This window comes from Gluconobacter sphaericus, from assembly GCF_016757795.1.
Lineage (GTDB): Bacteria > Pseudomonadota > Alphaproteobacteria > Acetobacterales > Acetobacteraceae > Gluconobacter > Gluconobacter sphaericus.
In genome coordinates this window covers 1,943,031-1,969,501 of sequence record NZ_CP068419.1, presented here as the reverse complement: position 1 = coordinate 1,969,501, position 26,471 = coordinate 1,943,031, and the positions used below count along the sequence as shown (strand labels likewise).

Here is a 26,471-nt window from a genome sequence, read left to right as displayed (position 1 = left end):
TGACGCCCGTAAATGGAACCAGCAATGTCTGAACATGACGGTGACCGCGCCTCCAATTCTCCTCATGGCGTAGGAATTCCCAACGAATCCGCCGAAATCGTGCAAACGATCGAGCAGGCACGTTCGGAGGGACACACCCACGAAATCGGCGGTGGAGAAGAAGGCTCGGGCCATAAGCGTCCCGCCGGCATGGGCGCCCTGCTCGCGGTTCTGGGGGTGGTCTATGGCGATATCGGCACAAGCCCGCTCTATGCCCTGCAATCCTCGGTTAGCATCGTCAGTTCGCCGAAGGCGCCGGCCCAGCCCTGGGAAATCATGGGGCTCGCCAGCCTGACCTTCTGGGCGCTGATGCTCATCGTCACCATCAAATACGTTATCCTCATCATGAGGGCGGATCATGATGGCGAAGGCGGCATCATCGCGCTCATGTCCCTGGCCCAGCGCGTGTGTAAATCACAGCATTTCCGATGGCTCTTCGGCCTCGTGGGTATTGCAGGCACCTGTCTGTTCTTTGGTGACAGCATCATTACCCCGGCGATTTCCGTACTTTCGGCTGTGGAGGGTATTGAAACTTCCGTTCCCTCGGCCAGTCACATCATCATTCCACTGGCCATGATCGTCCTCATCGCCCTGTTCTCGGTCCAGGTTCTGGGCACAGGGAAGATCGGCAAGGCTTTCGGGCCGATCATGATCTGCTGGTTCAGCGTACTCGCCATTCTCGGGGTCAAGGGCATTCTCCTCTATCCCCATATCCTGCTCGCCCTGTCTCCGACCTTCGCGCTCGAATTTATCGCCATGCACGGCTATCTGTCGTTCATCGCACTCGGCTCGGTCGTGCTGTCCGTCACAGGTGCCGAGGCCCTTTACGCCGATATGGGCCACTTCGGACGCGCCCCGATCCGCAAGGCCTGGCTGTTCTTCGTCCTGCCGTCGCTGACACTGAACTATTTCGGACAGGCCGCCCTGCTGATTCATAATCCGCACGCCCTGTCCAATCCGTTTTATCTTCTGGTGCCGCACTGGGCGCAGATCCCGATGCTGATCCTTGCGACCTTCGCAACCGTGATCGCCTCGCAGGCCGGTATCTCGGGCAGCTTCTCGCTGTGCCGCCAGCTCATCCAGCTCGGCTACCTGCCCCGCACCCGCATCATGCACACCAACGCATCCGAGGAAGCACAGATCTATCTGCCCTCGCTGAACTGGATTCTGGCCTTCGGTGCGCTGGTTCTGGTCCTTTCCTTCCGCTCATCCTCGGCCCTCGCTGCGGCTTACGGCATTGCTGTGACCGGCACGTTCCTGTGCACCTGCGTGCTGGCCATGGTGGTGTTCCGCCGCGTTTTCAAATGGAAGACCGCTACGGTCGCGATCGTCTTCGGCTTCTTCTTCATCGTGGACAGCATTTTCTTCTCCGCAAACGTGCTCAAGATCCCCGATGGCGGATGGGTCCCGCTCGCAATCGGCATCATCAGCACCATCATCATGACCACCTGGAAGCGCGGCCGCAGCCTCATCGCTGCACGCCAGCAGGCGGATTCCATGCCGATGGGCTCCTTCCTCGCGCGTCTGCCTCAGTCCCGCACGATCCGCGTCCCTGGTCTGGCCGTTTTCCTGACTGCCAACCCCGACATCGTGCCGAATTCGCTGCTACATAACCTCAAGCACAACAAGGTCCTGCACGATCACATCCTGTTCGTGACGGTCCAGAACCTTGACCAGCCGGAAGCCGAGCGCGGCCACCGCGCCATCATTCAGGAACTGGCCCCCAACATTCACCGCGTCATCGTCCGCTACGGCTTCATGGAGATGCCCAACCTGCCCCGCGCGCTGCTGGAACTGAACGCGCTCGGCGTGGCCTTCGACGCCATTCAGGCCTCCTATTTCACGTCCCATGAACTCGTCGTCCGCTCCCGCGTGCCGAAGATGCAGCTCTGGCGCATGTGGATCTTCCTCCTGCTCCAGCGCAATGCGGCCTCCACGACCGAGTTCCTGCGCATCCCGCCTGACCGCGTGGTGGAATTCGGCGTCCGGATCGCCATTTGACCTCCCGTCCTTTGGCTGAGCCGCTTTCCCTCTACATTCACTGGCCGTTCTGTCTGGCGAAGTGCCCCTACTGCGATTTCAACTCCCATGTCCGGGACGTGATCCCGCAGCAGCGCTTCGCCGCAGCCCTGCGCCGTGAACTGGCCCATGATGCCGCCCGCCTGACGCGCGATGGCGTCAGACGTCCCCTGCGTTCGATCTTTTTCGGCGGGGGCACGCCGTCGCTCATGGCGCCCGAAACCGTCGCCGCCCTGATCGAGGACGCACACCGCCTGTTCGACGCACAGGACGATCTGGAAATCACGCTCGAAGCCAATCCAACCAGCGTCGAAGCCGGAAAATTCGCGGCGTTTCGTCAGGCCGGGGTCAATCGGGTGTCGCTCGGCGTACAGAGCCTGCGGGACGATGCGCTGCACAAGCTTGGCCGCGAACACTCCGCCACACAGGCCATCCGCGCACTCGAAACTGCCCGAACCCTGTTCCCACGCACTTCCTTCGATCTGATCTACGCCCGCCCCGGCCAGAGCGATGCCGACTGGACGGACGAGCTGACCACAGCACTCGACCTCGTGGCCGATCACCTGTCGCTGTATCAGCTCACCATCGAACCGGGCACGAAGTTCGAAGCCATGCACCGGCGCGGCGAACTAACCTTGCCCGACGAGGACACCGCCGCACGCCTCTATGACCTGACCGGCGACATTGCCGCCCGTCACGGTCTGCTACCCTACGAAGTCTCCAACTATACCCGCCCCGGTGCAGAAAGCCGGCATAACCTGACCTACTGGCGCTATGCGGATTACATCGGCATTGGCCCCGGCGCTCATGGACGCCTGACGCTGGACGGGGAACTTTACGCCACCCGCCGTCATCGTGCGCCCGAACCCTGGGCCGACCGGGTGGAAAAGACCGGCTCTGGCAGTACCGAAGAAACCCTGCTCGCGCCGGAAGAAAAAGGCCGCGAAGCCCTGCTGATGGGCCTGCGTCTGTCCGAAGGCATCGACGAGGCGGCCTTCGCCGCCCGCACGGGCCGCGCACTTCTGGATTGTGTGGACCCTGCTTTGCTTGAAGCCTGCATCGAGGAAAACTATCTCGAACGGGACAGCGGTATCCTACGCGCGACCGGCGAAGGACGGCTTCGTCTTGAAGCGATACTGGCGCGCCTCGTCACTTGAGGGCATGATCCGGGCTTAATCCATCTGGAAGAGACCATGCGCCGACCCATTCTCTCTGCCCTTCTGGGCGCCTGCACCGTACTGGCTCCGCTTGCCACTGCGAACGCTGCCCATGCTTCGACCCCCGCTCCGAACTATGTCGTACTCGACAACGACTACCTCGGCCCGGGCGGCTCCAACATCCAGGCCATCATCCCGCTGCTCAACCGCCCCGGCGTAACGCTGCTCGGCCTGACCTCCGTTATCGGCGATGACTGGGAGAACGCAGGCACGGCGCATGCCCTGCGCTTTCTGGAAATTACCCACCAGACACAGATCCCCGTTGCCAATGGCGCCACCACGCCGCTGGTCAACACCGTCGCGGAGACGAAAATGCGCGAACAACAGTTTGGTGTCATTCCGTGGAAAGGCGCCTGGGGTGGCCTCGGCTCCATCGAACACGTCCCGGCCACGCAGCCCCCCGTCGGCAAGCTGCCGGAAGGTGCCCCCCATATCACTGCCGATTCGCTCCCGGCCGCCATGTTCCTGATCCGCGAAGTTCATGCCCATCCGCATCAGGTCACGATCATTGCAGCCGGTCCGTTGACAAATCTTGCGCTCGCCATCCGCATCGACCCGACTTTTGCCGCAACCGCCAAACAGCTTGTCTTCATGGGCGGTCTGCTTGATGCCAGCATGATGTCCGTCACCGGCAATGCCGATTTCGCGTCCGACTTCAACCTAATTATGGACCCTGAAGCCGCCCGCATTGCCCTGACCGCGCCGTGGGCTTCCATCACCTGCGTCGGAAATGTCTCGAACGACATCATGATGACGCCTGAAATCGCCAACCGCATCGACGAAAAGCACAATGCTGTCACGGACTATCTGAAAAAGTATCAGGCCCCTCTGCCGCTGTGGGATGAACTGACTTCTGCCATCGCCGTTGATCCCACACTGATCACGAAGTCCGTCACGGCCGTCATGGACGTCAATATCGAACACGGGATGGATTACGGTCATGCCCATGTCTGGCCGGATTCCACAGCTCCGAAGGGCGTTAATCTGCGCAAGGTGAAGATCGTGCAGTCCATCGACAAGACGCGCTTCATCAACGAGTTCGTCGCGCAGTCCCAGAACGCCATGGGCACGCACTAAAAGCTTACAGGAGGGCATCCGACACTATGCTGAACATCATCAAGCTGGCCGTCGGCTGCCCGAGTATTGAAGTCCTGCGCGAGCGGCTGAACCACGACCGCGTTAACGGCCACGCCACCGTCCAGACCCGCACCATGCCCAAACGGGCCGAAGAGGTGCTGGATGGTGGCTCGCTGTACCGCGTGATGGACGGCATGGTCCTGTGCCGCCAGCCAATCATCGGGTTGGAATCCTGCCAGCGCGCGGATGGCAGTACGGGTACGCTGATTGTCGTGTCCGATGACATCATCCCGGTCCAGCCCCGCCCCATGCGGCCCTTTCAGGGCTGGCGCTATCTGGAACCCAAAGACGCCCCGCCGGACCTCGGCAACAGCCTGATACAGGACGGAATTGCCAATCTTCCGCCCCAGCTGCGGCGCGAACTGACCGAGCTGGCCCTGATCTGAGTTTCCCCGACGGGGGCTTGCCTCATTTTTGCTGCATTCCGGGAACGGAATGGGACATGAAACGTCATGCCCCTATTCCGGGGAACCACAGAATATCCCCCTCTCCGCCCAGCGCCGGGTGCCAGCAGGCGCTTCGTGCGGGTCAGAACAGAAGGAGTGCCGCCTTGCCGCCCTTTCCCCGTCCTTCCCGAGCAGGTACGGCTGCCGTCACGCTGTCAGCGGCTCTTTCCATCGGTCTCGGCCTGACAGCCCCCCTTTCCGGCGCCCATGCGCAGACGACAGTCCCGGCTCCTGCCAGCGAGGCCAAGGTCCTGCCTGGCAAAATCGTCTATGCCCAGCTCACCACTCCCGATCTCGCCAAGGCCAAGGCATTTTACGGCGGCCTTCTGGGCTGGACCTTTCAGGACCGTCCCGTCTCTCGCGGGCACTACTCTGAAGCCCTCGTGAACGGGCATGTCGTGGCCGGTCTGGTCGAGCGCCCCCTGCCCGATACCGACAACCCGCCTCATCCGCTCTGGCTGCCTTTCTTTTCAGCGCCAGACGTTGCGACACTGGCGAAATCGTCACGTCAGTGGGGCGCCAAGGTGCTGTTCCGCCCGACCATGATCCAGGGCCGGGGCGAACAGGCCATCATCGCCGATCCGCAAGGGGCCCTCTTTGCAAGCCTGCATGCCCTGCATGGCGACCAAAACGATACGGATCCTACGGTACAGGGCGACTGGATCTGGCATTCACTCCTGACCTCTGCGCCGTCTGCAAGCGCAGGGTTCTACCAGAAGCTCTTCGGCTATCAGGTCGAGGCCGCGCCGGCGCCTGACACCAACCAGCGTTACATCCTTGAGGCGCAGTCCGTAGCCCGCGCAACGGTCAATCCGCTCCCACCGCGACTACCGCCGAACGCACGGGCCCGCTGGCTTAGCTTCGTACAGGTGGACAGTGTGGGCAGTGCGGCCGAAAAAGCCGTGCAACTTGGCGGCCGCGTCCTGGTCGAACCACATCTGGATCATCAGAACAGCATGATCGCCGTCCTTGCGGATCCAGCGGGTGCCGCCTTCGGCGTCATGGAACTGCATGACACCGACCTGACAGGAGACGCGAAATGATCCGTCGGACAACACAGACCTTCGCCCGCATTGGCGGCGCGCTCTGCCTGCTCGGCATGCTGTCCGGTTGCGTCGGCTATGACGGTTACGGCGGCTATGGCAGCTATGGAGGCGGTGGCTATTATGGCGGTTACGATACCGGCTGGGGCGGTGGCTGGGGTGGCGGCTGGGGCCCAGGCTATGGCGTCGGTCCCTATCGCGGACGTGGCCCCGGCGGTGGCGGCCCGGGGGGCGGAGGTCACATGGGTGGCGGGGGTCACGGTGGCGGGCCCGGTGGCCCAGGTGGTGGCGGTCGTCCCGGCGGCGGTCCAGGTGGACATGGCGGCGGTCCCGGCGGTGGTGGTCATGGCGGCGGCGGCCGTCACTGACGCCCGCGCTTCTTTTGAAACATGAGACACAAACAGAAGGGGAGATGGAGTTCCGTCTCCCCCCGTCCTGATTTCAGGAAACGGCGCGATCCCCGCGTCCGGCCCGTTCCAAAGCCGCGATCTCGGCCATGATTTCCCCGTTCTGGAGCTTAAGGGTGATACCTGCAAGCGGGCCACCCGCTTCCAAAGCTGCCGCGGTAGCGCTCCAGCGTTCACCAGCCTGCGCATCGCCTTCACACAGCCCGGCAGAGATATCGAAACGCAGCAGGGTCGCCTCGCCGCTCAACCGGCGCAGCGCCCGCAACAGGGCATGGGCCTGCGTCGCGCGTTCTCCGACGGCGGATACTCCCCCCAGAACAGGCAGCGAGCCTCGGGCGAACTCCGCGCGTGTCGTATCGATGCCGGCCTGACGCTGGATGCGGTCCGTCATGACCGGATCTTCCCGTTTCAGAACGGCCGCCAGATAGCGCAGATTGCCCACAACAGCCGTCTGCAACAGACCATCCATGTCCTGACCCCGGCGTTGCGGGCAGACCATGAAAGCGCAGAGCAGCCCGATCACGCTGCCAAGCGTGTTGTCGAGCATCCGCATCCAGGCCACACCTTGCGATGGCATGATCATTTCAGTCACAACGATGAACTGCGCGCTGATGAATACGACCAGCATGGTGTAATTGACCGCCCGCATGGCGATGGCACCGATCACGAACAGCGCCACAGCCGCCAGCATCTGGGTCGATCCTGGCAGGAACGGCGTCAGCAGCAACGCCAGCACACCACCGCCCACGGTCCCGAGCACACGCTCCAGCGCCCGCACCAGCGTCGTCTGTCCGGACGGCTGGATCACCAGTACCACCGCCACCAGCGCCCAGAACCCGTAATCAAGTCCAAGCCACCAGGTGGTCATATAGGTCGCCAGCAGACCGACCACGAGACGCAGCGTATGCTGCCAGATCGCCGGCGTCAGCCGGGCGACATGTCGGGGCAGTTCGGCATCAAATGGCAGGCGTTCCTTCTGCGCGAGCCCTTCAGCCAGCGTTCCCAGGGTCCGCGCACTGGTCGCGACCAATTCCCCAATCGGCCCCGTCGTCGCGGGAATGCTCTCCGCAAGCGCGAGCCCCTCAGAGGCCAGATGACCAAGGTCCGGTGCGGGATCAAGTGCGGCGTCACTGGCATGCAGGCAAAGCGCGGAAAACGCCGCCAGCGTGCCCCGGGCCTCAAAGTCCAGGCCACGCGTCTCAACGAGATGTTCGACGGCCAGCATCGCAGTGAACAGGCGTTCCGCACCGGCCAGAGATGCAATCAGTCGCCCGCGCATGCCATAACTCGCATGCCCGGCATCAATCTGAAGCGCCATAGCGCGCGCGCGCTCGATTGCCGTCCGTACGTTCTGCCGGTGTACGGTTTCCTGAAAACGCCCCGCCGCGATCTCGCCCGCCATAACCGACAGCAGCCGGTAACAGCCTCCCACGGCCCGCCGTGCAGGCGCATAGGGATGCAGCGGCCAGATGACGAGGCACAGGAGCGTGGCCCACAGACCACCACCACCACATGCCCCGGCAATGACAAAAGCATCCTGAAGCCCATGGGCCGGGAACCCCGTCCCCGCGAGCATCACGCAGCCCAGAAGCGTGCTGAGCAACGCCATGGACGGTGTCAGCGCGCGGGCCATACCGACCAGCAGGCCCGTCAAAAGCAGCCAGGGCAACACGCCCCAGAACGGATACACGGCGATAAGAGACGTCACGCCCCCAAGGATCGCGCCGGCCACCGTAAAGAGTCCGAGAATACGGAGTTGTTCTCGAGCCGTCCCGCCCGGCTCGATCAGACAGCTCCAGAAGGCCGCAAACGCAGCCCAGGCCAGCACTGCCTGATGTTCATAAATTGCGGGAAGAAGTGCCACGACCGTGGCAACTGCAGCCCGGCTTCCTTCCGCCGGAGCAATCTGCTCCGGACTGACAGGGATCGAATGCCGCGCCAGAAACTGCGTTAGAAAGTCGAACGGCCTGCCCCGATTCAGGGCAGGCCGGGACGACGGACCAAAAGAGAGAGGGTCACGGACCATGTCTCAGCGACCGGTCAGAATACGCTCCACGAGCTGGCCGACCGTCGGAACAAATCCGTTTGCGTAGAACGGATCCGTCCCGAAGCGCCACGCATTCGTGCCGCCGAACATAAGGTTATGGTCCATGACCACATCGTCATCCGCTCCGGGCGGGATGTGGGAAATGGTCTGGAGCGTCTTCTGGATGCAGAAGGAACGCGGGTCAGCCTTCTGGCCCGTCGTGTATGGCTCTTTCTGCGTCCAGTTGGAGAAACGGCACTGCGACAGACAGCCCATGCAGGCCGTCTGGTCCGCCAGGATCTCGCGAGCGCTTTCTGGCGTCACGAAAACCAGCGTGTCATCCGGAGTACGCAGGGCCTCGGTGAAGCCCGCGGCTTCCCATTCGGCAATCCTCGGACGATCGGCCGCCGGCACGAAGACTTCACGCTTGCGGACACCGACGCCGTAAGACGCCTCATATCCGTCACCGGTTTCCTGACTGTACGGCACCTGACGCTCGGAACGGTCGCACAGATCGTTCAGGAAGCTGTTCTTGACAGCCGAAGAGTAGAACCCGGTCGGGGAGAAGCGGTTGAGATACACATCTCCCTTCTTCAGCGTCAGAAGACGGCGCTTCCAGGCGTTAGGGATCGGACTTTCCTGCGTCAGGAGCGGACGGGTTCCGAACTGGAACGCGATCGGCCCCAGTTCCGGATTGCCAATCCAGTCCTGCCATTCCTCAAGATGCCAGACGCCACCAGCCATGATGATCGGCGTTTCGCCCAGACCATAATTGCGCATGACGCGACGCAGTTCGAGAACGCGCGGATAGGGATCTTCTGGAGACAGCGGATTTTCCGTGTTGGAGAGGCCGTTATGGCCCCCCGCACGCCACGGATCTTCATAAACCACACCACCCAGCAGTTCAGGAGCCTTGCTGTAGGCACGGCGCCACAGAGCGTTAAAGGCGCGCCCAGAGGACACGATCGGGTAATACGGAATACCGAAACGGACCGCGATGTCGGACAGGCGATATGGCATCCCCGCCCCACAGGTCACGCCATGTACCAGTCCGGGAGCTCCTTCGAGAATCCCGATGATGACTTCCTCGGCCCCGCCCATTTCCCACAGGATATTGACGTTGATCCGGCCCTTACCACCCGAGATGTCGCGAGCAATTTTCGCCTGGGCGATGCCGCCGTCGATCGCGTAGCGGATCAGCTCCTGCTGGCGCTCGCGGCGCGTGCGACCGTGATAGATCTGCGGTACGGGGTTGCCGTCCTGATCGTAGCTGTCCGCATTGACGGCCGAGATGGTTCCGATCCCGCCAGCGGCAGCCCAGTGTCCGGCCGAAACACCCGTGGAGACGGAAACACCTTTGCCCCCTTCGATCAGAGGCAGCACATCCTGACCACCAAAACGGAGGGTATCAATAGATTTCATGGGGACTGGCTGTCTCCGAAACTCAGAAAAAAAAAGGCGGGGCCTTGCGAGCCCCGCCCCAACACTCATTCGGCGTCGCGACGGGGCGGACGGCCAGGCTTGGCCCCCACACTTTCCGTAATATCGGCGCCCGTGGCCTGATCGACAACCCTCATAGAGAGCTTGACCTTGCCACGGTCATCAAATCCGATGACCTTGACCTTCACGGTATCGCCCTGCTTGACGACGTCGGACGTCTTCGCAACGCGGCCTTCGGCCAGCTCGGAGATGTGAACCAGACCGTCACGCGGACCGAGGAAGTTCACGAACGCACCGAAATCGGCAGTCTTGACGACCTTACCGTCATAGATACGACCGATTTCCGGCTCGGCAATAATACCTTCGATGCGGGCGATAGCCTTTTGGGCCTGTTCGTCATTCGAAGCAGCGATCGTCACGGTGCCATCGTCACCGATATCAACCTTCGCACCAGAATATTCGACGATCTCGCGGATCACCTTGCCACCGGAGCCGATCACATCACGGATCTTTTCCTTAGGAACGGAGATCGTGGTGATCTTCGGAGCATTGCCCGAAACATCCGAACGGCCTTCCGTCAGCGCCTTGGACATTTCGCCAAGGATGTGAATCCGGCCTTCACGGGCCTGCTCCAGCGCGATCTTCATGATTTCCGGCGTGATGGACGTGATCTTGATGTCCATCTGCAGCGCGGTCACGCCGTCAGCCGTACCAGCCACCTTGAAGTCCATGTCACCGAGGTGATCTTCGTCACCCAGGATGTCGGACAGCACGGCGTAGCCACGGTCTTCTTTGATCAGGCCCATGGCAATGCCAGCCACCGGACGCGGCAGCGGAACGCCGGCATCCATCAGCGCGAGCGAGGAGCCGCAGACAGTTGCCATGGAAGACGAGCCGTTGCTTTCCGTGATCTCGGAAACCACACGCATCGTGTACGGGAAAGCTTCCTTGCTCGGCAGCAGCGGGTGGATTGCGCGCCATGCCAGCTTGCCGTGACCGATTTCACGACGGCCCGGGGAGCCCATGCGGCCACACTCACCAACCGAATACGGCGGGAAGTTGTAGTGCAGCATGAAGTTGGAACGGTATTCACCTTCCAGCGCATCGATGATCTGCTCATCCTGCCCCGTGCCGAGCGTTGCGACCACGAGGGCCTGCGTCTCGCCACGCGTGAACAGGGATGTTCCATGAGCGCGCGGCAGGATGCCGACTTCGGCGAGGATCGGGCGGACCGTCTTCAGATCACGACCATCAATACGGATGCCCGTCTTGAGGATGGAGCCACGAACAACCTGTGCCTCAAGCTCCTTGAGCATCGGCTTGGCCAGTTCGACGTCGAGACCTTCCTCGGCCAGGATCTCGTTGATCCGGTCCTTGGCTTCGGCGACCTTCTTGTAACGGGCCTGCTTCTGACGCTCCTTGTAAGCGTCAGCCATCAGCTTGTTGCCGACCTTCTCAACACGCTTGCGAAGGGCAATTTCTTCCTTCGTCAGCGACGGCAGATCCCACGGCGCCTTCGCAGCATGCTCGGCCAGCGCGATGATGGCGTCGATGACCGGCTGGAAGGAGGTGTGACCCAGCGTGACAGCTTCAAGCATCGTCTCTTCCGAAAGCTCGCTGGCTTCGGATTCAACCATCAGCACGCCTTCGGCCGTACCGGCGACCATCAGGTCGAGCGTGCTGTCCTTGAGTTCATCGTGAACCGGGTTCACAACCAGCTTGCCGTCGATGCGGCCGATACGGGCGCATGCAACCGGGCCGAAGAACGGAATGCCGGAGAGCGTCAGCGCAGCAGAGCAGCCGATCAGCGACACGAGAGCCGGATCGTTCTCGTTGTCGTAGCTCAGAACCGTTGCGGTGATCTGAACTTCGTTGCGGAAGTTCTCCGGGAACAGCGGACGGATCGGACGGTCGATCAGACGGGCGTTCAGAACTTCGGCTTCGGACGGACGACCTTCACGCTTGAAGAACCCACCCGGGATCTTGCCGGCGGCGTAAGCCTTTTCCTGGTAGTTGACCGTCAGCGGGAAGAAGTCCTGTCCCGGCTTGACGCTCTTGGCGCCAACGGCGGTGCAGAGCACGACCGTATCGCCATAAGTGATCATGACGGCGCCATCTGCCTGGCGTGCGACCTTCCCGGTCTCCAGGATCAGAGGACGTCCGGCCCATTCGATTTCCTTGCGGAAATAATCAAACATGCATGTTTTCCCAAATTAAGGGTGAAACCATCTCCGGGTGTCCGGCAGGTGGCGGAGCAGCGTTTCGGACGGCATGGCGGTGATGGCGGGAAGTCCCCGGCACGACACCATGTGGCCTGAAACGCCGGTCGCGCACCCGCACCGCCGGACAGGCGATGGCGGGATGTCCGGGAGCAGGCTCCCGGACAGATCTAGCTCAGCGACGCAGGCCGAGACGCTCGATCAGGCTCTGGTAACGAGCCTGGTCCTTGCGCTTCAGGTAGTCCAGCAGGCTACGACGCTGACCGACCATCATCAGAAGACCACGACGGGAGTGGAAGTCCTTCTTGTGGGTCTTCAGGTGCTCGGTCAGGTTGACGATACGCTCGGACAGGATTGCAACCTGCACTTCCGGCGAACCCGTATCCGTCTCGCTCTGCTTGTACTCAGAAATCAGTGCCGTGCGGCGTTCTGCGGTAATCGACATCGTGTTCTCCAAAAAACTCGTGGTTTTCCAGCATACGCGCTGCCCTGAGCCGCCCATGACGGACATGACACAGACCCAGCACGTGCTCTCCGATCATCGCGCGCCACAGATGGTCTTCCACCTGCGACGACGCCGGCAGAGGATGCACGAGGTCCGCGGGGTCTATCGACTGCCCCCAGACAAGCATCCTTCCCTCCGCATCGGTGACGGCCAGCGCCGGGATGTCGACCAGCGCGGTCGCCGCATCCAGCAGAGGAGCCGGAAGAGCATCGGCGTTGTCCACAGTTTGAGACGATTTGTCCAGTGATATCTGATTGATCGTCAAGGCGTGACTCAGATCGAACGGCCCGCACTTCGTCCGCCGCAGCACCGAAATATGTCCGACCGTTCCACAGGCCAGCGCAATATCCCGCGCCAGAGAACGCATATAAACGCCCTTGCCGGACTGGACGTCAAAGACGGCCGTATCTGCGTCCGGACGTTCCACTAACGTTATCGAATCGATCCGCGCCGGACGCGGCGGAAGTTCCGGCGGACGGCCGGCCCGTGCCATGTCATAGGCCCGCTCGCCCCCGACCCGAAGCGCCGAAAAAACCGGGGGTACCTGCATGACATTGCCCGTCAGCGCAGGCAAGACGGCTAGGATCTGGTCATCGGTCGGGCGGTTTGGCGACGTCGCCAGAACCTCGCCTTCAAGGTCATCCGTCGTGCGGCTTTCGCCGAAAGTCAGGGTAAAGCGATAACGCTTTGTCGCGTCCATAATGTAGGGAATAGTCCGCGTGGCCTTGCCGAACGCGATCGGCAGCACGCCAGAGGCCAACGGATCGAGCGTTCCGCCATGACCGGCTTTTTTTGCATCAAAAGCCCATCGCAGCTTGTTGACCATATCCGTGGAGGTCGGCCCCAGCGGCTTGTCGAGAATCAGCCACCCGTCGATATCGCGTCCACGTTTCCTGCCCATACATCCCGTCCTTACTTTTGAAGGGCCGCTGATAGACCAGCAGAGGCACGGAATGCAAAAAAAGCCCCTCACCAGAAGTGAGGGGCTTTTTAAAAGTCAGTCGGGCTTGGAGTTCAGATCCCGCTGGACTTCTGGAGACCGCATGATCTCGTCGAGTTCCATGGCGTTATCCAGCGCAGTATCAGGCTGGAAGTGGATCTCAGGCACCGTCCGGAGATTGAGGGCCTTGGAAAGACCCGTCCTCAGGAACGGCGCCACCCGCTTCAGAGCAGGCAACAGAACCTCCACATCACTCCGCCCCAGACGCGTCACGAAAGCCGTGGCGTGCCTGAAATCCGGGGAGATGCGGACTTCCGTGACCGTGATCCGCACATCCAGAAGTTCCGGGTCACGGAACTCCGTCCGCGCGAACAGCTCCGCCAGAACACGACGGACCTCCTCAGCCACCCGGAGCTGGCGGGTGCTTGGCCCCTGGGCGGTGACGCCAGCGGGGCCTTTCAAGTCATGTTTAGAACGCGAACTCAAGCCGGGATCACTTCCATTTCGTAGCACTCGACGACATCGCCTTCGCGCAGGTCATTGTAACCCGCAAACGACAGGCCACACTCGTAACCGCGTGCCACTTCCTTGACGTCATCCTTGAAACGCTTGAGCTGGCTCAGCTCGCCTTCATGAATAACCACGTTGTCACGCAGCAGACGCACACCACAGCCGCGCTTGACGAGGCCTTCGGTGACGTAGCAACCCGCCACCTTGCCGGTCTTGGTGATGTTGAAGACCTGACGGATCTCGGCGTAGCCCAGGAACTTCTCGCGATGCTTCGGCGCGACCTTACCCTTGACCAGCTGCTCCACATCATCTGCCACCTGGTAGATGATCGAGTAGTAGCGAATGTCCACACCCTCACGCTGGGCCAGTTCACGAGCCTGCGTGGTTGCACGGACATTGAAGGCCACGATGATGGCATTCGACGCCTTGGCGAGCTGGATGTCACTTTCCGTGATCTGACCGACACTGGCGTTCAGCACGCGAACCGCAACTTCCTCATGGGCCAGCTTCTGTACGGTCGTGGAAATAGCTTCCGCCGATCCCTGCACGTCAGCCTTGATGAGAAGAGCAACTTCCTTCTGCACACCAGCCTGAATACGGGCCAGCATCTGATCGAGCGTTCCACGAGCCGCAACCTGCGACGCGGCTTCCTTCTCCTTGATCTTCCGCTGACGGAATTCGCTGATCTCACGGGCCCGGGCATCATTTTCAACAACGACGAACGGCTCACCCGCACCCGGTACACCCGTCAGGCCGAGCACCTCGACCGGCATGGACGGACCGGCATCCTTGAGCTGACGACCACGATCGTCGAGCACGGCGCGGACACGGCCCCATTCGGAACCGGCCACCAGGATATCGCCGCGACGCAGCGTTCCCTTCTGGACGAGAACAGCGGCAACAGGGCCACGCCCACGATCCAGACGGCTTTCGATCACCACACCTTCGGCAACACGATCCGGATTAGCGCGTAGGTCCAGCATTTCGGACTGAAGCAGAATGCACTCTTCCAGCTTGTCCAGCCCGGTCCGCTTGAGGGCCGAAACCTCGACGTCCTGGGTGTCGCCACCCATCTCTTCGACCACGATCTCGTGGCTCAGGAGTTCCTGGCGGACACGGTTCGGATTGGCACCCGGCTTGTCGATCTTGTTGATCGCCACGATGATCGGAGCATTAGCAGCCTTGGCATGCTTAATGGCTTCGATCGTCTGCGGCATCACACCGTCATCGGCTGCCACGACCAGCACCACAATATCGGTGACGGACGCACCGCGGGCACGCATGGAGGTGAAGGCCTCATGACCCGGCGTATCGATGAAGGTAATCTTCTTCCCGGACGGCGCCGTGATCTGATACGCGCCGATATGCTGCGTGATGCCACCGGCTTCACTTGCAGCCACATCCGTAGTGCGCAGGGCGTCGAGCAGGGAGGTTTTGCCGTGATCGACATGCCCCATGACCGTCACGACCGGAGCGCGCGGCAGCAGTTCATCGGCGCTGTCTTCCAGGCCTTCAATGCCGATTTCAACGTCGCTCTCGGAAACACGCTTGATGCGATGGCCGAATTCCTCAACCACCAGCTCGGCCGTATCACCGTCGATGCTCTGCGCAGCCGTTGCCATGACGCCCATTTTCATGAGCGCCTTGATAACTTCACCCTGACGGGACGCCATACGGTTGGCCAGTTCGGCTACCGTGATGGTTTCCGGCACGATGACATCACGCACGACGCGGACCTGGTCGGAGCGCAGACGCTCCAGCTCAGCCTGGCGACGCTCGCGGTCGCGCTGACGGCGGACCGAAGCCAGGGAACGCGTCTTGTCGTCATCACCTTCGATCGCGGCGCGGACGTCGATGCGACCCGAACGGCGATCGCTGCCACCACCCTTGCGGGAAGGTGCAGACGGACGGCGCGCCGGAGCCGGCGGAGCACCAGGGCCACTACGGCGCGGTGCGGGACGACGCTCGTCATCGCCACCGGCGGCAGCGCCGGAACGCAGATGCAGCGTCTCATTGTTACGGGCCGGCGCAGCAGCGGCGGCGGCCGGACGGGACGGCTGAACCGGACGCGGCGGCATAATGGCACGCTCGGCAAGCGGACGCAGACGCTGGACCGGAGCGGCAAGCTGCACACCGCCGGTCGAGTGGCTGCGCGGATCGAGCGGAGCCGAACGAGCGGCCTCCTCGGCCTCGCGAGCTGCGGCCTCGGCCGCGGCCTGCTCGGCAGCACGTGCCGCAGCTTCAGCAGCAGCCTGTTCGCGGGCAGCCTGCTGCTCGCTTTCCTTCAGAGCCGCGATTTCCGCAGCCTTCTGTTCGCTGATCAGACGCTCTTCCTCAGCGGCGCGACGCGCGGCCTCGGCGGCAGACATGATCTGGATCTTTTCTTCCTCGCGCCGTGCAGCTTCTTCGGCCGCAGCCTTACGCTGCAGCTCAAGGGCGCGCTGGCGGGCTGCCAGTTCGGCTGCCGTCAGAGCACGGCCACCCGCACGGCCACCACGGGCTGCCGCACCGGCACCCGGGCCAGCCGCATTGCGCTTGGGCTTGCGCACCTCAACCTGCACGACCTTGGAGCGGCCATGGCTGAAGCTCTGACGCACGGAGCCGGCATCCACAGTACGCCCGACCTCCTGACGTCCAGCAGGGCGAAGCGACAGGCGGCTGCTTCTGGTCTGTTCGCCGCCCTGTGATGGGGTGTTGTTTCCGTCCTGGTTGCGCTCGTTGCCGTCGCTCATAGTTCCGCCTGTTCCTTACTGACCCCTGTGGGGTCTGGGAGCGGACGTCCTGCCACTCCCGAAAATCTCTCATGTTCGGCGATCAGGCGCTGTGCCAACGCTCCTGGCGCCATCACCGCATAGACCGCCCGGTCCCGGCTGAACGCCGATTCCAGGACCCGATCGGGAACTGTCACCACCGGCAGAGAACGCCGGCCCGACACCAGTCTGGAGAACTCGTCCGAGCTTGCGCTTTCCGAACGGATCACCACCCCTACCCTGCCTGAAGTGAGCCACTCCCGGCACTTCTGAAACCCGCAGACCGTTTGACCCGCTCTGCGAGCCAAGCTGACTGCGTCCAGCATCCGTTGCACCAACGCGGCCTCAACCAAGTCGGCCAGACCGTCCGGTACGATCACCTGGGCTTTGGCCGCTCTGGCAAAAGCCTGTCGTGTGCGGGCGCTATCTAACACATCCCGGCTGGCACTCAACCACATTCCCCGACCCGGAAGTTTTCCGGCGAGGTCGGGAACAACCCGGTTATCCGGGCTGACCACGAAACGGATCATGCCTTCAGGCGGCTTCTGCTCTCGCGTAACGATGCATCGCCGCTCCGAGCCGCGACGCCCTAGAGCACCACGAACGGGACCATTATCAGTATCAGAAATATCAGACGTCGGTCGACTCCCCGTCACCATTCTCGGGCTTTGCCGAGTCGGCTTCTTCACCATCAAACCAGTGCGCACGTGCTGCCATGATGATCTCGTTAGCGGCATCTTCATCGAAGGCCTCTTCACCGAGAATCTCCACCAGCTCGTCACCGGCCAGATCTGCCAGATCATCAAGCGTTTTCACGCCCTTCTCACCAAGCGTCACCAGCATCTGGTTCGTAAATGTTCCCAGATCGGCCACATCATCCGTAACACCCAGCGCCTTGCGCTGGTCGTCCAGGGCCTGTTCCTTGCTGGCAAGATAGTCGTTAGCACGATGCATGAGCTCTTCAGCCACACTCTCGTCAAAGCCTTCGATATCGTTCAGCTCGCCCGGATCCGTGTAGGCCAGTTCCTCGACCGTGTGGAAGCCTTCCGTCACCAGCAGACCCGCGATCACATCATCAACGTCCAGCGCTTCAACGAACTGCGAGGAGCGCTTGCGGAACTCTTCCTGACGACGCTCCGATTCCTCGGCCTCCGTCAGAATGTCGATGTCCCAGCGGGTCAGCTGGCTGGCCAGACGCACGTTCTGCCCGCGGCGGCCAATGGCGAGCGAAAGCTGCTCATCAGGCACCACAACTTCAACGCGCCCCGCTTCCTCATCCATCACCACCTTGCTGACTTCAGCAGGTGCCAGCGCATTGACGACGAACGTCGCAGCCTGCGGGCTCCAGGGGATGATGTCGATCTTTTCGCCCTGCAGTTCGGCCACGACAGCCTGAACGCGTGATCCACGCATACCAACGCAGGCACCGACCGGATCAATCGCAGCATCGCGCGAAATCACGGCCATCTTGGCTCGCGACCCAGGGTCACGGGACACAGCCTTGATTTCGATGATCCCGTCGTAGATTTCCGGAACTTCCTGCGCAAACAGCTTGGCGAGGAAGGCCGGATGGGTGCGGGACAGGAAAATCTGCGGACCACGCGGCTCGTCACGCACATCATAAATATAGGCGCGAATGCGGTCGGAATTGCGAAAGGATTCGCGGGGAATCAGCTCATCGCGACGCAACAGGGCTTCCGTATGACCGATCTCGACCATGAGGTTGCCGTACTCTGTGCGTTTGACGGTGCCGTTAACGATCTCGCCCACGCGATCCTTGAACTCGTTATACTGGCGCTTGCGCTCGTATTCGCGTACGCGCTGCACGATGACCTGCTTGGCCGTTTGCGCTGCGATACGGCCGAAATCGATCGGCGGCAGCGGATCGACCAGATGCTCGCCAGCCTGAATTTCCGGCTGAAACTTGCGGGCAATGTGCAACGGGATCTGGGTGTCCTCGTTCTCCACATATTCGACCGCTTCGGTCCAGCGACTCAGGCGGACTTCGCCGGTTTTGCGGTCGATCGTCGCGCGGATGTCTTTTTCATGCCCGTACTTCGCGCGGCCAGCCTTCTGGATGGCCTGCTCCATAGCTTCGAGCACTTCCTCGCGATCAATGTTCTTCTCGCGGGATACTGCATCGGCAACCAGCAGCAGTTCGGGACGTGTAACAGACGTGTCCATCAGATCGGACCTCCAGCCAGCATGAGACGGGTCATCACTTTTTCCCCGGCTTCTTCGGATTCAGTTTGGGCGCCTGGCGCGCTTCCCCGCCATCTTCCCCTTCGGAGCTGACCCCTGCAAGAGCAGCGCTCGCTTCGATCAGCGCATCGGTCAGGACCAAACGGGCCTTGCGGATGTCCACCAGCGGCAGCACAGCCTCGGTCCCATCATCCAGACGGATAATGGCATTACCGTCCCGTGCCCCCATGACAGTGCCCGAGAAACGACGACGACCATTGAGCGGCACGTCCAGCTCGGCCTTCGCAAGATGGCCGGCGAATCGCTCCCAGTCCTTGGCGCGCGTCAACGGACGATCGATCCCGGCGGACGAAACTTCCAGCATCCACGCACCGGGGATCGGATCGTCAACGTCCAGAATGGCGCCAGCAGCGTGACTGATCTGCTCGCAGTCCTCCACCGAAATCAGGGAGCCGTTTGCACGGTCCGCCATGATCTGGATCGTCGGAGTGTCACGTCCCAGCACGGACAGACGCACGAGCTCGTAGCCCAGATCGGCCAGCGTCGGTGCGATCCGCTCCGCGATGCGGGCTTCCAGCCCCGTAAGATGGGGCAGTTCGATGTCGGAAGAGGCGTTCTGCTGAGACAAGACAAAAAAGGCGGCCCGTCAGGGCCACCCCCCAAATGAGCGGAAGATGAATGGAATTCGCCTTATGTAAGTCACCTCCCTTCAAGACGCAAGAGCAACGCAAATCCCGTTATTCCTGAAGCTCTTATCCCTTGGGCGAGTCGAAAGATTTGTTTACATTCCCATATCTCGAAAGCCCTTGTCTTCGAACGCCGTCGGGAGTGAGTATGGTTCTGAAATGACTTCCCAGTACGAGCCCCGTCCAGAACCACGCGCTCAGCCGCTGCCCTCCGAACCGGCATCCCGCAGCCGGGCGCTGTGGGGCGGAGGCGGGCTGATCGCTGCCCTGACGGTCGGGGCCGGAGCCTTTTTCTACACGCATAATACAGCAACTCCGCCAGCCCCTGCGGTCGCACCGCCGTCCCAGAGCACGCCAGCCGTACCGGCCGCCCAGACAGCCGCGGTCCAGCTTTCCATGCTTCCCCCTGCAAAGGCCCCGGCCGCGCTCGCAAAAAGCGGCTTCAGCCCTGCCGACCGCGCCCGCATTCTCGCAGCAGTGAAGGACGGCAAGATGCGGCTTGTGGAAATGCCGGTTCTGGATGCGTCAGGAGCAGTGGGCCAGACCATTGACGTCACGGTCTCGGGCCTGACACAGCGCGTCGTCCTGACGGGCAAATTCCAGCATCTGGTCATTCCCATTGTCGAAGCCGGGCAGATCCTCATCGCACCTGTCAGCATGCCACATGCCCCCGCCCTGATCATCGGAGCGCTGACAGCCCTCGGCCCCGAAGCCCTGCCCGCCCTGATGACGCTCGACCAGCGCGTCCTGCTCAACGTGATCGTCCAGTAAGGAACCGCCCCGGTGTTCAAGTCCCTCGTTCCCATGCTCAACCGGGCCATGCCGCTGATGATGGCGGCCTTCCTCATTCTGGCAGTGATTCAGGTCGCGGTCATGCTACACCTGTCGCTGAACGGGCTGTGGGCCGCCATCGAATGGGGAAGGCGTTTCTATCTTCCGCTGGCAGGCATCAGTGCCCTGCTGGCTGTCACGGGACTGGCGTATGAAACGTCAGCCGAAAAACTGGCGCGTCGCGGACTGCGCCGCAGGAAAGGTCTCATCATGGATGTTCTCAGCCGTCTGACAAACCGCGGAGCCCTTGAAGAGCTCATGGCCCGCGAACAGCGCGAAACCGTCATCGACGCCGACGAACTGGCCGCCTCGCTGCGAGCCCGCGTCATCGGACAGGATCAGGTCTGCGAGGACATCGCCCAGCAGATGCGCCGCCGTTTGGCTCTTCAGATCCGCGGCAAACCCGTCGGCATCTTCCTGCTCGCCGGCCCTCCGGGCACCGGAAAAACATATCTGGCCAAGCAGATGGCCAAGCAGATGGAACGCCCCCTGCTGCATTTCGACATGACGCAGATGTCGAGCGCCCATGCTGCAACCCAGCTTTTCGGCTCACCCAAGGGCTATGTGGGTTCGGACACCTTCGGCAAGCTGACAGGCGGCCTCAAGGATCATCCGGATGCCGTGGTGCTGCTCGACGAGATCGAGAAAGCCCATCCGGACGTCTTCAAGAAGTTCCTCACGGCCTGGAACGACGGCCATGTTACGGAAGCCTCCACGGGTGAACAGGTTTCGACCACCCGCGCAATCTTCATGCTGACATCCAACGTCGCAACCGAGGCTCTCACCGAAATCGCCGATCGCCTTGTCAACGAACCTGAGAAGATGCGCGCCGAATCGGTGGAAGCTCTGCGCAAGTCCGGCTTCGCCCCCGAGGTGCTGAACCGTCTGGACCGTATTTTCATTTTCCGTGCCCTGCGCGGACTGGATCTGGCCCGCGTCGCGGCACTCGAAATCGAAGCCATGATCGAAGGCTATGGCCTGCATGTGGAAACCGGCGGCATCGATGCCGGGGTGCTGTTCCAGGTCATGGTCAAGCAGAAGAACCTCGGTACCGGCGCGAGCGCGCGCGATCTTGTCCGTTCCATCGAGGATATGGTCAGCGAAAGCCTTATCGTCGCCCGTCAGCAGGGCGCCAAGCGCGTCCGTCTCGTCACACAGGAAGACGGCACGGTCATCACCGAGATCGCCAGCGACACAGAAACCCAGCTTGGCCGGGTGAGCCACTGATCCATGACGGCATTCGGACGGCTCTGGCGACGCGCGCCGCTCTGGCGCACAAGCGTAATCGTAACGGTAGGCGCACTCGGCATGGCCGCCTTCTATCCCACTCCGGCGCTTAAAAAGGCCATGCCGTGGCTTCCGGGGCACCTGCCCGGGGCGACACCATATAATACGGGGTCCGGAGCACCACAGCCGAATGGACAACAGGGCGGCCAGCCCGGCGGCGCTCCGGGGCTGGGAGACCAGATCGGTGTGCCCGATCCAGGCATCACCGAGCACGGCAGCCTGACAATTGCCGGACGTATCCTTCCGCTTCCCGCCGGTGACTGGCATCCAATCCTGACAGCCCGGAGTGGGACGCATGGGGAACTGTCCCAGCAGGTTCTGGCCCGCACTGATCGCGGTGTTGTCTCCGGCGTCATCGTGGTTCGTGCCACGCAGCAGCCCGTCCCGGCCGATCTGGCAGAACAGCTCGAAACGCCATGCCATGATGACCGCGACTATGCGTCCCATATTTCCGACAGGGCTGGTGTGTCGCAGGAATGCAGCTACACCAGCAATGCCGTGCTCGAAAACCAGAGCGTCAGCAGTGATCCATTCATCACGGCTGCGTTTAACCGTATGCACACACTCGGCTTTCCAGTCCCGAGTCTGATGATCAATGTCGGCTGGTATTATGCCGCAGCGGCAGGCAAAGGCACCGCTCATATCGAAACGGTAGAGACGCTCGTCGCTCCGATCGAACATGGATCACGCCAGCTTCTGGCGCCACCGCAGTACTGGAACAAAGCATCGGTTCACAAAAACCCGGACGCCGCTCAGTTCATTGATGCTCTGGATCGCTGGATGATCGGCTGGTCCCGCGTTCTGCGCCAGGGATTTGACGGAACGCTGGATACCGGAACGCTCGTGCCGCCGCTCATCAACGATCCGTCCGCGCCACGACCGGCCTGAACAGGACCGCCGCACAGGACAAACCGGGCGCCCTATTCAGTGGCGCCCGGCTCCCGAGAAACCGCGCCCCAGCCGTCGCTCCGCCATCCGTGCCAGCCGCACAAACGGCAGCCCGAGCAGCAGATAGGCCAGACCGACCATGATCCCCGTTCCGAAATAATCGTAATAGGTGGAGGACAGCCGCACATAGGTCTGGCTCAGCTCCGTCAATGTAATGACGGAAACGAGCGAACTGTCCTTAAGCAGCGAAATAAAATCGTTGGTCATGACCGGTACGACCGTCCGGAACGCCTGCGGCACGATCACGAGGCGCAGCGCCTGCCAGTGTGTCATGTTCAGCGCAATCGCCGCTTCCATCTGCCCGCGCGGTACGGAGAGGAGGCCGGCGCGGTAGTTCTCCGCCTCATAGGCCGCGTAATTCAGGCCAAGCGACAGCACACCCGCCATGAACGGTGACAGCCGGATGCCGAAAGCCGGCAGTCCATAGAAAATGAACAGCACCTGAATCAGCAGCGGCGTGCCGCGGACCACCTCAACATACACACCCGCCACGAAGCGAAGCGGCGCAGCACCGTAATGTCTCGACAGCGCCAACAGAAGCCCAAGTGCGACGGCCAGAATCATGGCCAGTGCCGACACCGCCAGCGTCATGAGCGCCGCCTGCCCGATCAGCGGCAGGAAACTCACATAACGCCGGACCAGAACATGCCAGCCGCTGCCGGTCGTGTTCGCCATGGCCTGCCGGTAATGATCCCATTCCGTCGGTGCGATGTCCGGCTGGCTGCTATCGCCAGTATAGTTCGCCATCAGCGGCGTCCACAAATTCCAGCGCGCCAGAATGCGATGCAGCGTCCCGTCCTGAATGATCTCGCCCAGAGCCCCGTCCACCTGATCGCGCAACGCGCGGTTCTCCGGCGAGAAAGCGATCCCGTATTCCATGCTGCCGATCGGCTCGCCCACGAGCTTCATATCCGGCGAAATGCTGCCATAATACAGCGCGATCGGCGCATCGAGCAGGATTGCATCCAGCCGCCCGTTCCGCAGATCCGAGAACGCATTCGTCTCTTCTTCATAGGAGCGTACGTTCGAGCCGCCCTGCCGACGCAGCATTCGCTCGGCCGTGGTGTCCTTGATCGTCCCGACAGTATGCCCCTTAAGGGCGTCCATCGTATCCAGCCCATTTTGGTCGTTCCGGACGATGATGCGCTCGCTCGTCACATAATAAGGACGCGAGAACAGGACGGCTGCCTTGTGTTCCGGCGTCATCTCGATGCCGTCCAGAACCATCCCATACAGTCCGCGTGACAGGCCGGGGATCAGACCATCCCAGTCATTCTGGATGAACTTCGCCTTCCGGTGCATCCGTGCCGCGATCTCGTTAACCAGTTCGTACTCGAAGCCGGTCATTTGGGATTCATGGGCCGGATCGTGGAAGACGTAAGGCACATTTGCCTCACCATCCGATGCCCAGAGGAGCTCATGCGATGCAGCGGGCGCGTCTGCCAGCGCGATGGAAACAGGGCTGATGGCAAGCGCCAGCAGAAGTGCGAAAAGTTTTTTCATCACAGCAGCGTCCGCAGGAACCGGCGTGTCCGTCCCTCCCGAGGAGAGGCGAACATCAGGTCCGGATCACCGCTCTCAACGATTTCCCCGCCTTCGACAAACAAAACACGATCCGAGGCCGCGCGCGCAAAGCGCATGTCATGCGTCACAACCAACTGCGTCATACCCTCGTCATCCAGTGCCCGCATGACGGACAGGACTTCCTCGGAAAGCTCGGGGTCCAGCGCTGAAGTCGGCTCGTCATAAAGCATCACAGACGGCTTCATCGCCAGAGCGCGCGCAATGGCCGCGCGCTGCTTCTGACCGCCTGAGAGACTGTCCGGATACCGGTCCTTGACGGCCGCCAACCCGACCTTTGTCAGAAGTTCGCAGGCAATGGACTGGGCTTCATCGCGCGACATCTTCTTGACCTGGAGCGGCGCCATCATGACGTTGTCCAGCACCGTACGATGGGGAAACAGGTTGAAGGCCTGAAATACCATGCCAACATGCGACCGCAGCTTATGGGCCTCGGCCTCGTTGGCGCGGCTCCAGTGCTTGCCCGTGCACGCGACCGTCACATCCTCGATCCGGACAGAGCCCGCATCCGGATGTTCTAGGAAATTGAGGCAGCGCAGGAACGTGGATTTACCACATCCCGAAGGCCCGATCATTGAAATCAGTTCGCCACGCTCCACATCGAGCGACAGGCCCTTCAGAACCTCGTTCCCACCAAAGGACTTGGCGATACCACTCGCCTGCAGCACCAGATCAGCCAGTTCCGGAAACCCTCGAAAACAGAGATGCACGATCACATGACCGCGAAGCCCTCATAACGAACCTGCGCCAGTGTATCGAGACCTTAATACAGCCCACGTCACAATTCATACGATCATCATATTCCACCCAACCGGAGCCCGGCTCTTGCGAAGCACGCCCGCAGGGTCTCTAAAACAGAAAGACACACACCGGGACAGAGCCGAACCCGCGCATGAGACCCTTCGATGACCAGCCCGTCTGACTTCCCCACACCCCCTGTTCCCGAGCGCCTGCTCGACGTTAAGGGCGTCACGGTGTTCCGCGGAGACCGGCTGGTCCTCGACGGGGTCTCCCTGACGCTGGATGCCGGGGATGCCATGATCCTGACAGGTCCGAACGGCGCTGGGAAATCCACGCTTCTACGGACAATTTCCGGCCTGCGCCGCCCCGATTCAGGCGAGGTCATCCGCTATGGAGACCTTGCCTGGCTTGGCCATCAGGACGCGCTCAAGCCTGGACTAACGCTCGCGCAGAACCTTGCGTTGGCTGAAAAGCTCGGCACGAACAGTCTGCCGGACGCACTTGAGGCCCTGGACCTCACCCATCTGACCGACCTTCCGGCCCGTCTGCTGTCCTCGGGGCAGAAGCGCCGTGCTGCTTTCGCCCGTGTCATGCTCTCGGGTGCACCACTCTGGCTGCTCGACGAGCCGACCGTCGGGCTGGATGTCGCCAGCATCGAACGCCTCGGTGCCGTCATGGCCGCCCATCGCGCCAATGGCGGTGCCATGATCGTCACAACGCATGTCCCGCTTCCCCTCGACAACACCCGTTCGCACGAGCTGCCATCGCTCGCGCATGTAGAGTCCTTCTGGCTATCATGACCGCTTTCCTTGCCCTGATCGACCGTGACCTGCGTCTGGCTTTCCGCTTCGGTGCCGACACACTAGCCTCGCTGCTGTTCTTTATCTTATGTGGCAGCCTGTTCCCGCTGGCACTCGGTCCCTCGCCAGACCTGCTGCGACACATGGGACCGGGCATCATCTGGGTCTGTGCCCTGCTCGCCTGCCTGCTGCCGCTGGACCGCCTGTTCGGAGCGGAACTCGAAGACGGCTCCCTCGACCTGCTGATGCTGACAGGCCCGGCTCCGGCCGCTGTGGCTTTTGCCAAGATGGCGGCCCACTGGCTGACAACCGGCCTGCCGCTTCTGATCGCCAGCATCCCGCTCGGCATCATGCTCGGCGTCAAAGGCTCGGAACTTCCACTCCTGCTGCTTGGTCTTGCGATGGGCACGATGTCCCTGTCGCTTCTGGGCGGCATGGCTGCGTCAATCGTGCTTGGTGCGCGGCGCGGCGGCGTGCTGCTGCCGCTCCTGGTTCTGCCGCTCGCAACGCCTGTGCTGATCTTCGGCGCGGCCTCCTCCTACGCCGGACAGCTTGCGACATCGCCTGCCGCAAGTCTGGATCTGCTGGGAGCATGCCTGTTTGCATGCCTGCCCCTGTGCCCCCTTGCCGCCGGCCAGGGCCTGAAGGCTGCCGTGGGCTGAACGACATAGTATACCTTAACAGGATGTCATCCGCA

Annotated in this window: 23 protein-coding genes; 11 read left to right on the top strand and 12 right to left on the bottom strand. The window is 62.0% G+C overall.

Going from position 1 to position 26,471, the window contains the following annotated elements; translation table 11 throughout:
• Nucleotides 1-12: 12 nt before the first annotated feature.
• The 6 genes from IGS75_RS09400 (at nt 13) to IGS75_RS15705 (ending at nt 6,269) form a co-directional block, all read left to right on the top strand.
• Complete coding sequence (locus IGS75_RS09400; protein WP_202256675.1) at nt 13-2,040, top strand: potassium transporter Kup; 2,028 nt, start codon at nt 13-15, stop codon at nt 2,038-2,040.
• An 11-nt stretch (nt 2,041-2,051) separates the two neighbouring features.
• On the top strand, nt 2,052-3,215 hold the full coding sequence (gene hemW, locus IGS75_RS09395) for a radical SAM family heme chaperone HemW (RefSeq protein WP_202258417.1): 1,164 nt from the start codon (nt 2,052-2,054) through the stop codon (nt 3,213-3,215).
• A 36-nt stretch (nt 3,216-3,251) separates the two neighbouring features.
• Complete coding sequence (locus IGS75_RS09390; RefSeq protein ID WP_202256674.1) at nt 3,252-4,352, top strand: nucleoside hydrolase; 1,101 nt, start codon at nt 3,252-3,254, stop codon at nt 4,350-4,352.
• 26 nt (nt 4,353-4,378) lie between these two features.
• Nucleotides 4,379-4,798 carry a DUF1489 family protein gene (locus tag IGS75_RS09385; protein WP_202256673.1) on the top strand — a complete coding sequence of 140 codons (420 nt, stop codon included), beginning with the start codon at nt 4,379-4,381 and terminating at the stop codon, nt 4,796-4,798.
• 164 nt (nt 4,799-4,962) lie between these two features.
• Nucleotides 4,963-5,901, top strand: a complete 939-nt coding sequence (locus IGS75_RS09380) for a VOC family protein (RefSeq protein ID WP_237468751.1) — start codon at nt 4,963-4,965, stop codon at nt 5,899-5,901.
• Nucleotides 5,898-6,269 (top strand): hypothetical protein, encoded by a 372-nt coding sequence (locus IGS75_RS15705; RefSeq protein ID WP_202256671.1) that lies wholly within the window; start codon nt 5,898-5,900, stop codon nt 6,267-6,269. The genes IGS75_RS09380 and IGS75_RS15705 overlap by 4 nt, the downstream gene beginning before the upstream one ends.
• A 73-nt stretch (nt 6,270-6,342) precedes the next feature.
• Here IGS75_RS15705 and IGS75_RS09370 read toward each other — a convergent pair whose 3' ends face one another.
• From IGS75_RS09370 to rimP, 10 genes are all read right to left on the bottom strand, one after another.
• On the bottom strand, nt 6,343-8,334 hold the full coding sequence (locus IGS75_RS09370; RefSeq protein ID WP_202256670.1) for an FUSC family protein: 1,992 nt from the start codon (nt 8,332-8,334) through the stop codon (nt 6,343-6,345).
• Between the two features lie 3 nt (nt 8,335-8,337).
• Nucleotides 8,338-9,756 (bottom strand): NAD(P)H-dependent flavin oxidoreductase, encoded by a 1,419-nt coding sequence (locus tag IGS75_RS09365; RefSeq protein WP_202256669.1) that lies wholly within the window; start codon nt 9,754-9,756, stop codon nt 8,338-8,340.
• A 65-nt stretch (nt 9,757-9,821) separates the two neighbouring features.
• A complete protein-coding gene (gene pnp / locus IGS75_RS09360) occupies nt 9,822-11,972 on the bottom strand; it encodes a polyribonucleotide nucleotidyltransferase (RefSeq protein ID WP_141349504.1) in 2,151 nt (716 codons plus the stop codon).
• 196 nt (nt 11,973-12,168) lie between these two features.
• Entirely contained in the window at nt 12,169-12,438 is a 270-nt protein-coding gene (gene rpsO, locus IGS75_RS09355) for a 30S ribosomal protein S15 (protein ID WP_011253110.1), read from the bottom strand.
• Entirely contained in the window at nt 12,398-13,399 is a 1,002-nt protein-coding gene (gene truB, locus IGS75_RS09350) for a tRNA pseudouridine(55) synthase TruB (RefSeq protein WP_202256668.1), read from the bottom strand. Before truB ends, rpsO begins: the two co-directional genes overlap by 41 nt.
• Nucleotides 13,400-13,495: 96 nt before the next feature.
• The gene (rbfA, locus tag IGS75_RS09345; protein ID WP_174787499.1) at nt 13,496-13,924 is read right to left on the bottom strand and encodes a 30S ribosome-binding factor RbfA; all 429 of its coding nucleotides are present in this window, start codon (nt 13,922-13,924) and stop codon (nt 13,496-13,498) included.
• Nucleotides 13,921-16,680 carry a translation initiation factor IF-2 gene (gene infB, locus IGS75_RS09340; RefSeq protein WP_202256667.1) on the bottom strand — a complete coding sequence of 920 codons (2,760 nt, stop codon included), beginning with the start codon at nt 16,678-16,680 and terminating at the stop codon, nt 13,921-13,923. Before infB ends, rbfA begins: the two co-directional genes overlap by 4 nt.
• Nucleotides 16,677-17,357: an RNA-binding protein gene (locus IGS75_RS09335; RefSeq protein WP_202256666.1), complete on the bottom strand. Its 681-nt coding sequence runs from the start codon at nt 17,355-17,357 to the stop codon at nt 16,677-16,679. Before IGS75_RS09335 ends, infB begins: the two co-directional genes overlap by 4 nt.
• Complete coding sequence (gene nusA / locus IGS75_RS09330; RefSeq protein ID WP_202256665.1) at nt 17,329-18,882, bottom strand: transcription termination factor NusA; 1,554 nt, start codon at nt 18,880-18,882, stop codon at nt 17,329-17,331. Before nusA ends, IGS75_RS09335 begins: the two co-directional genes overlap by 29 nt.
• 34 nt (nt 18,883-18,916) lie before the next feature.
• On the bottom strand, nt 18,917-19,528 hold the full coding sequence (rimP, locus tag IGS75_RS09325; RefSeq protein ID WP_011253104.1) for a ribosome maturation factor RimP: 612 nt from the start codon (nt 19,526-19,528) through the stop codon (nt 18,917-18,919).
• Nucleotides 19,529-19,745: 217 nt separating this feature from the next.
• Here rimP and IGS75_RS09320 point away from each other — a divergent pair, with 217 nt between their 5' ends.
• From IGS75_RS09320 to IGS75_RS09310, 3 genes are read left to right on the top strand one after another with little or no spacing between them, the layout of a single operon-like run.
• Nucleotides 19,746-20,357 (top strand): hypothetical protein, encoded by a 612-nt coding sequence (locus tag IGS75_RS09320; protein ID WP_202256664.1) that lies wholly within the window; start codon nt 19,746-19,748, stop codon nt 20,355-20,357.
• A gap of 33 nt (nt 20,358-20,390) precedes the next feature.
• Nucleotides 20,391-21,644: an AAA family ATPase gene (locus IGS75_RS09315; protein ID WP_202258415.1), complete on the top strand. Its 1,254-nt coding sequence runs from the start codon at nt 20,391-20,393 to the stop codon at nt 21,642-21,644.
• 3 nt (nt 21,645-21,647) lie between these two features.
• Nucleotides 21,648-22,592 carry a hypothetical protein gene (locus IGS75_RS09310; protein ID WP_202256663.1) on the top strand — a complete coding sequence of 315 codons (945 nt, stop codon included), beginning with the start codon at nt 21,648-21,650 and terminating at the stop codon, nt 22,590-22,592.
• 36 nt (nt 22,593-22,628) lie between these two features.
• Here the strand turns inward: IGS75_RS09310 and IGS75_RS09305 are convergent, their stop codons facing one another.
• Together IGS75_RS09305 and IGS75_RS09300 are read right to left on the bottom strand one after the other, a co-directional pair.
• Nucleotides 22,629-24,155: an ABC transporter substrate-binding protein/permease gene (locus IGS75_RS09305; protein WP_202256662.1), complete on the bottom strand. Its 1,527-nt coding sequence runs from the start codon at nt 24,153-24,155 to the stop codon at nt 22,629-22,631.
• Nucleotides 24,155-24,949 carry an amino acid ABC transporter ATP-binding protein gene (locus IGS75_RS09300; RefSeq protein WP_408876431.1) on the bottom strand — a complete coding sequence of 265 codons (795 nt, stop codon included), beginning with the start codon at nt 24,947-24,949 and terminating at the stop codon, nt 24,155-24,157. Before IGS75_RS09300 ends, IGS75_RS09305 begins: the two co-directional genes overlap by 1 nt.
• A gap of 189 nt (nt 24,950-25,138) precedes the next feature.
• On the opposite strand from IGS75_RS09300, the gene ccmA reads away from it, so the two are divergent.
• Nucleotides 25,139-25,774: a heme ABC exporter ATP-binding protein CcmA gene (ccmA, locus tag IGS75_RS09295; protein ID WP_141349492.1), complete on the top strand. Its 636-nt coding sequence runs from the start codon at nt 25,139-25,141 to the stop codon at nt 25,772-25,774.
• Nucleotides 25,771-26,436, top strand: a complete 666-nt coding sequence (gene ccmB, locus IGS75_RS09290; RefSeq protein ID WP_011253095.1) for a heme exporter protein CcmB — start codon at nt 25,771-25,773, stop codon at nt 26,434-26,436. Before ccmA ends, ccmB begins: the two co-directional genes overlap by 4 nt.
• The last annotated feature ends 35 nt before the right edge of the window (nt 26,437-26,471 follow it).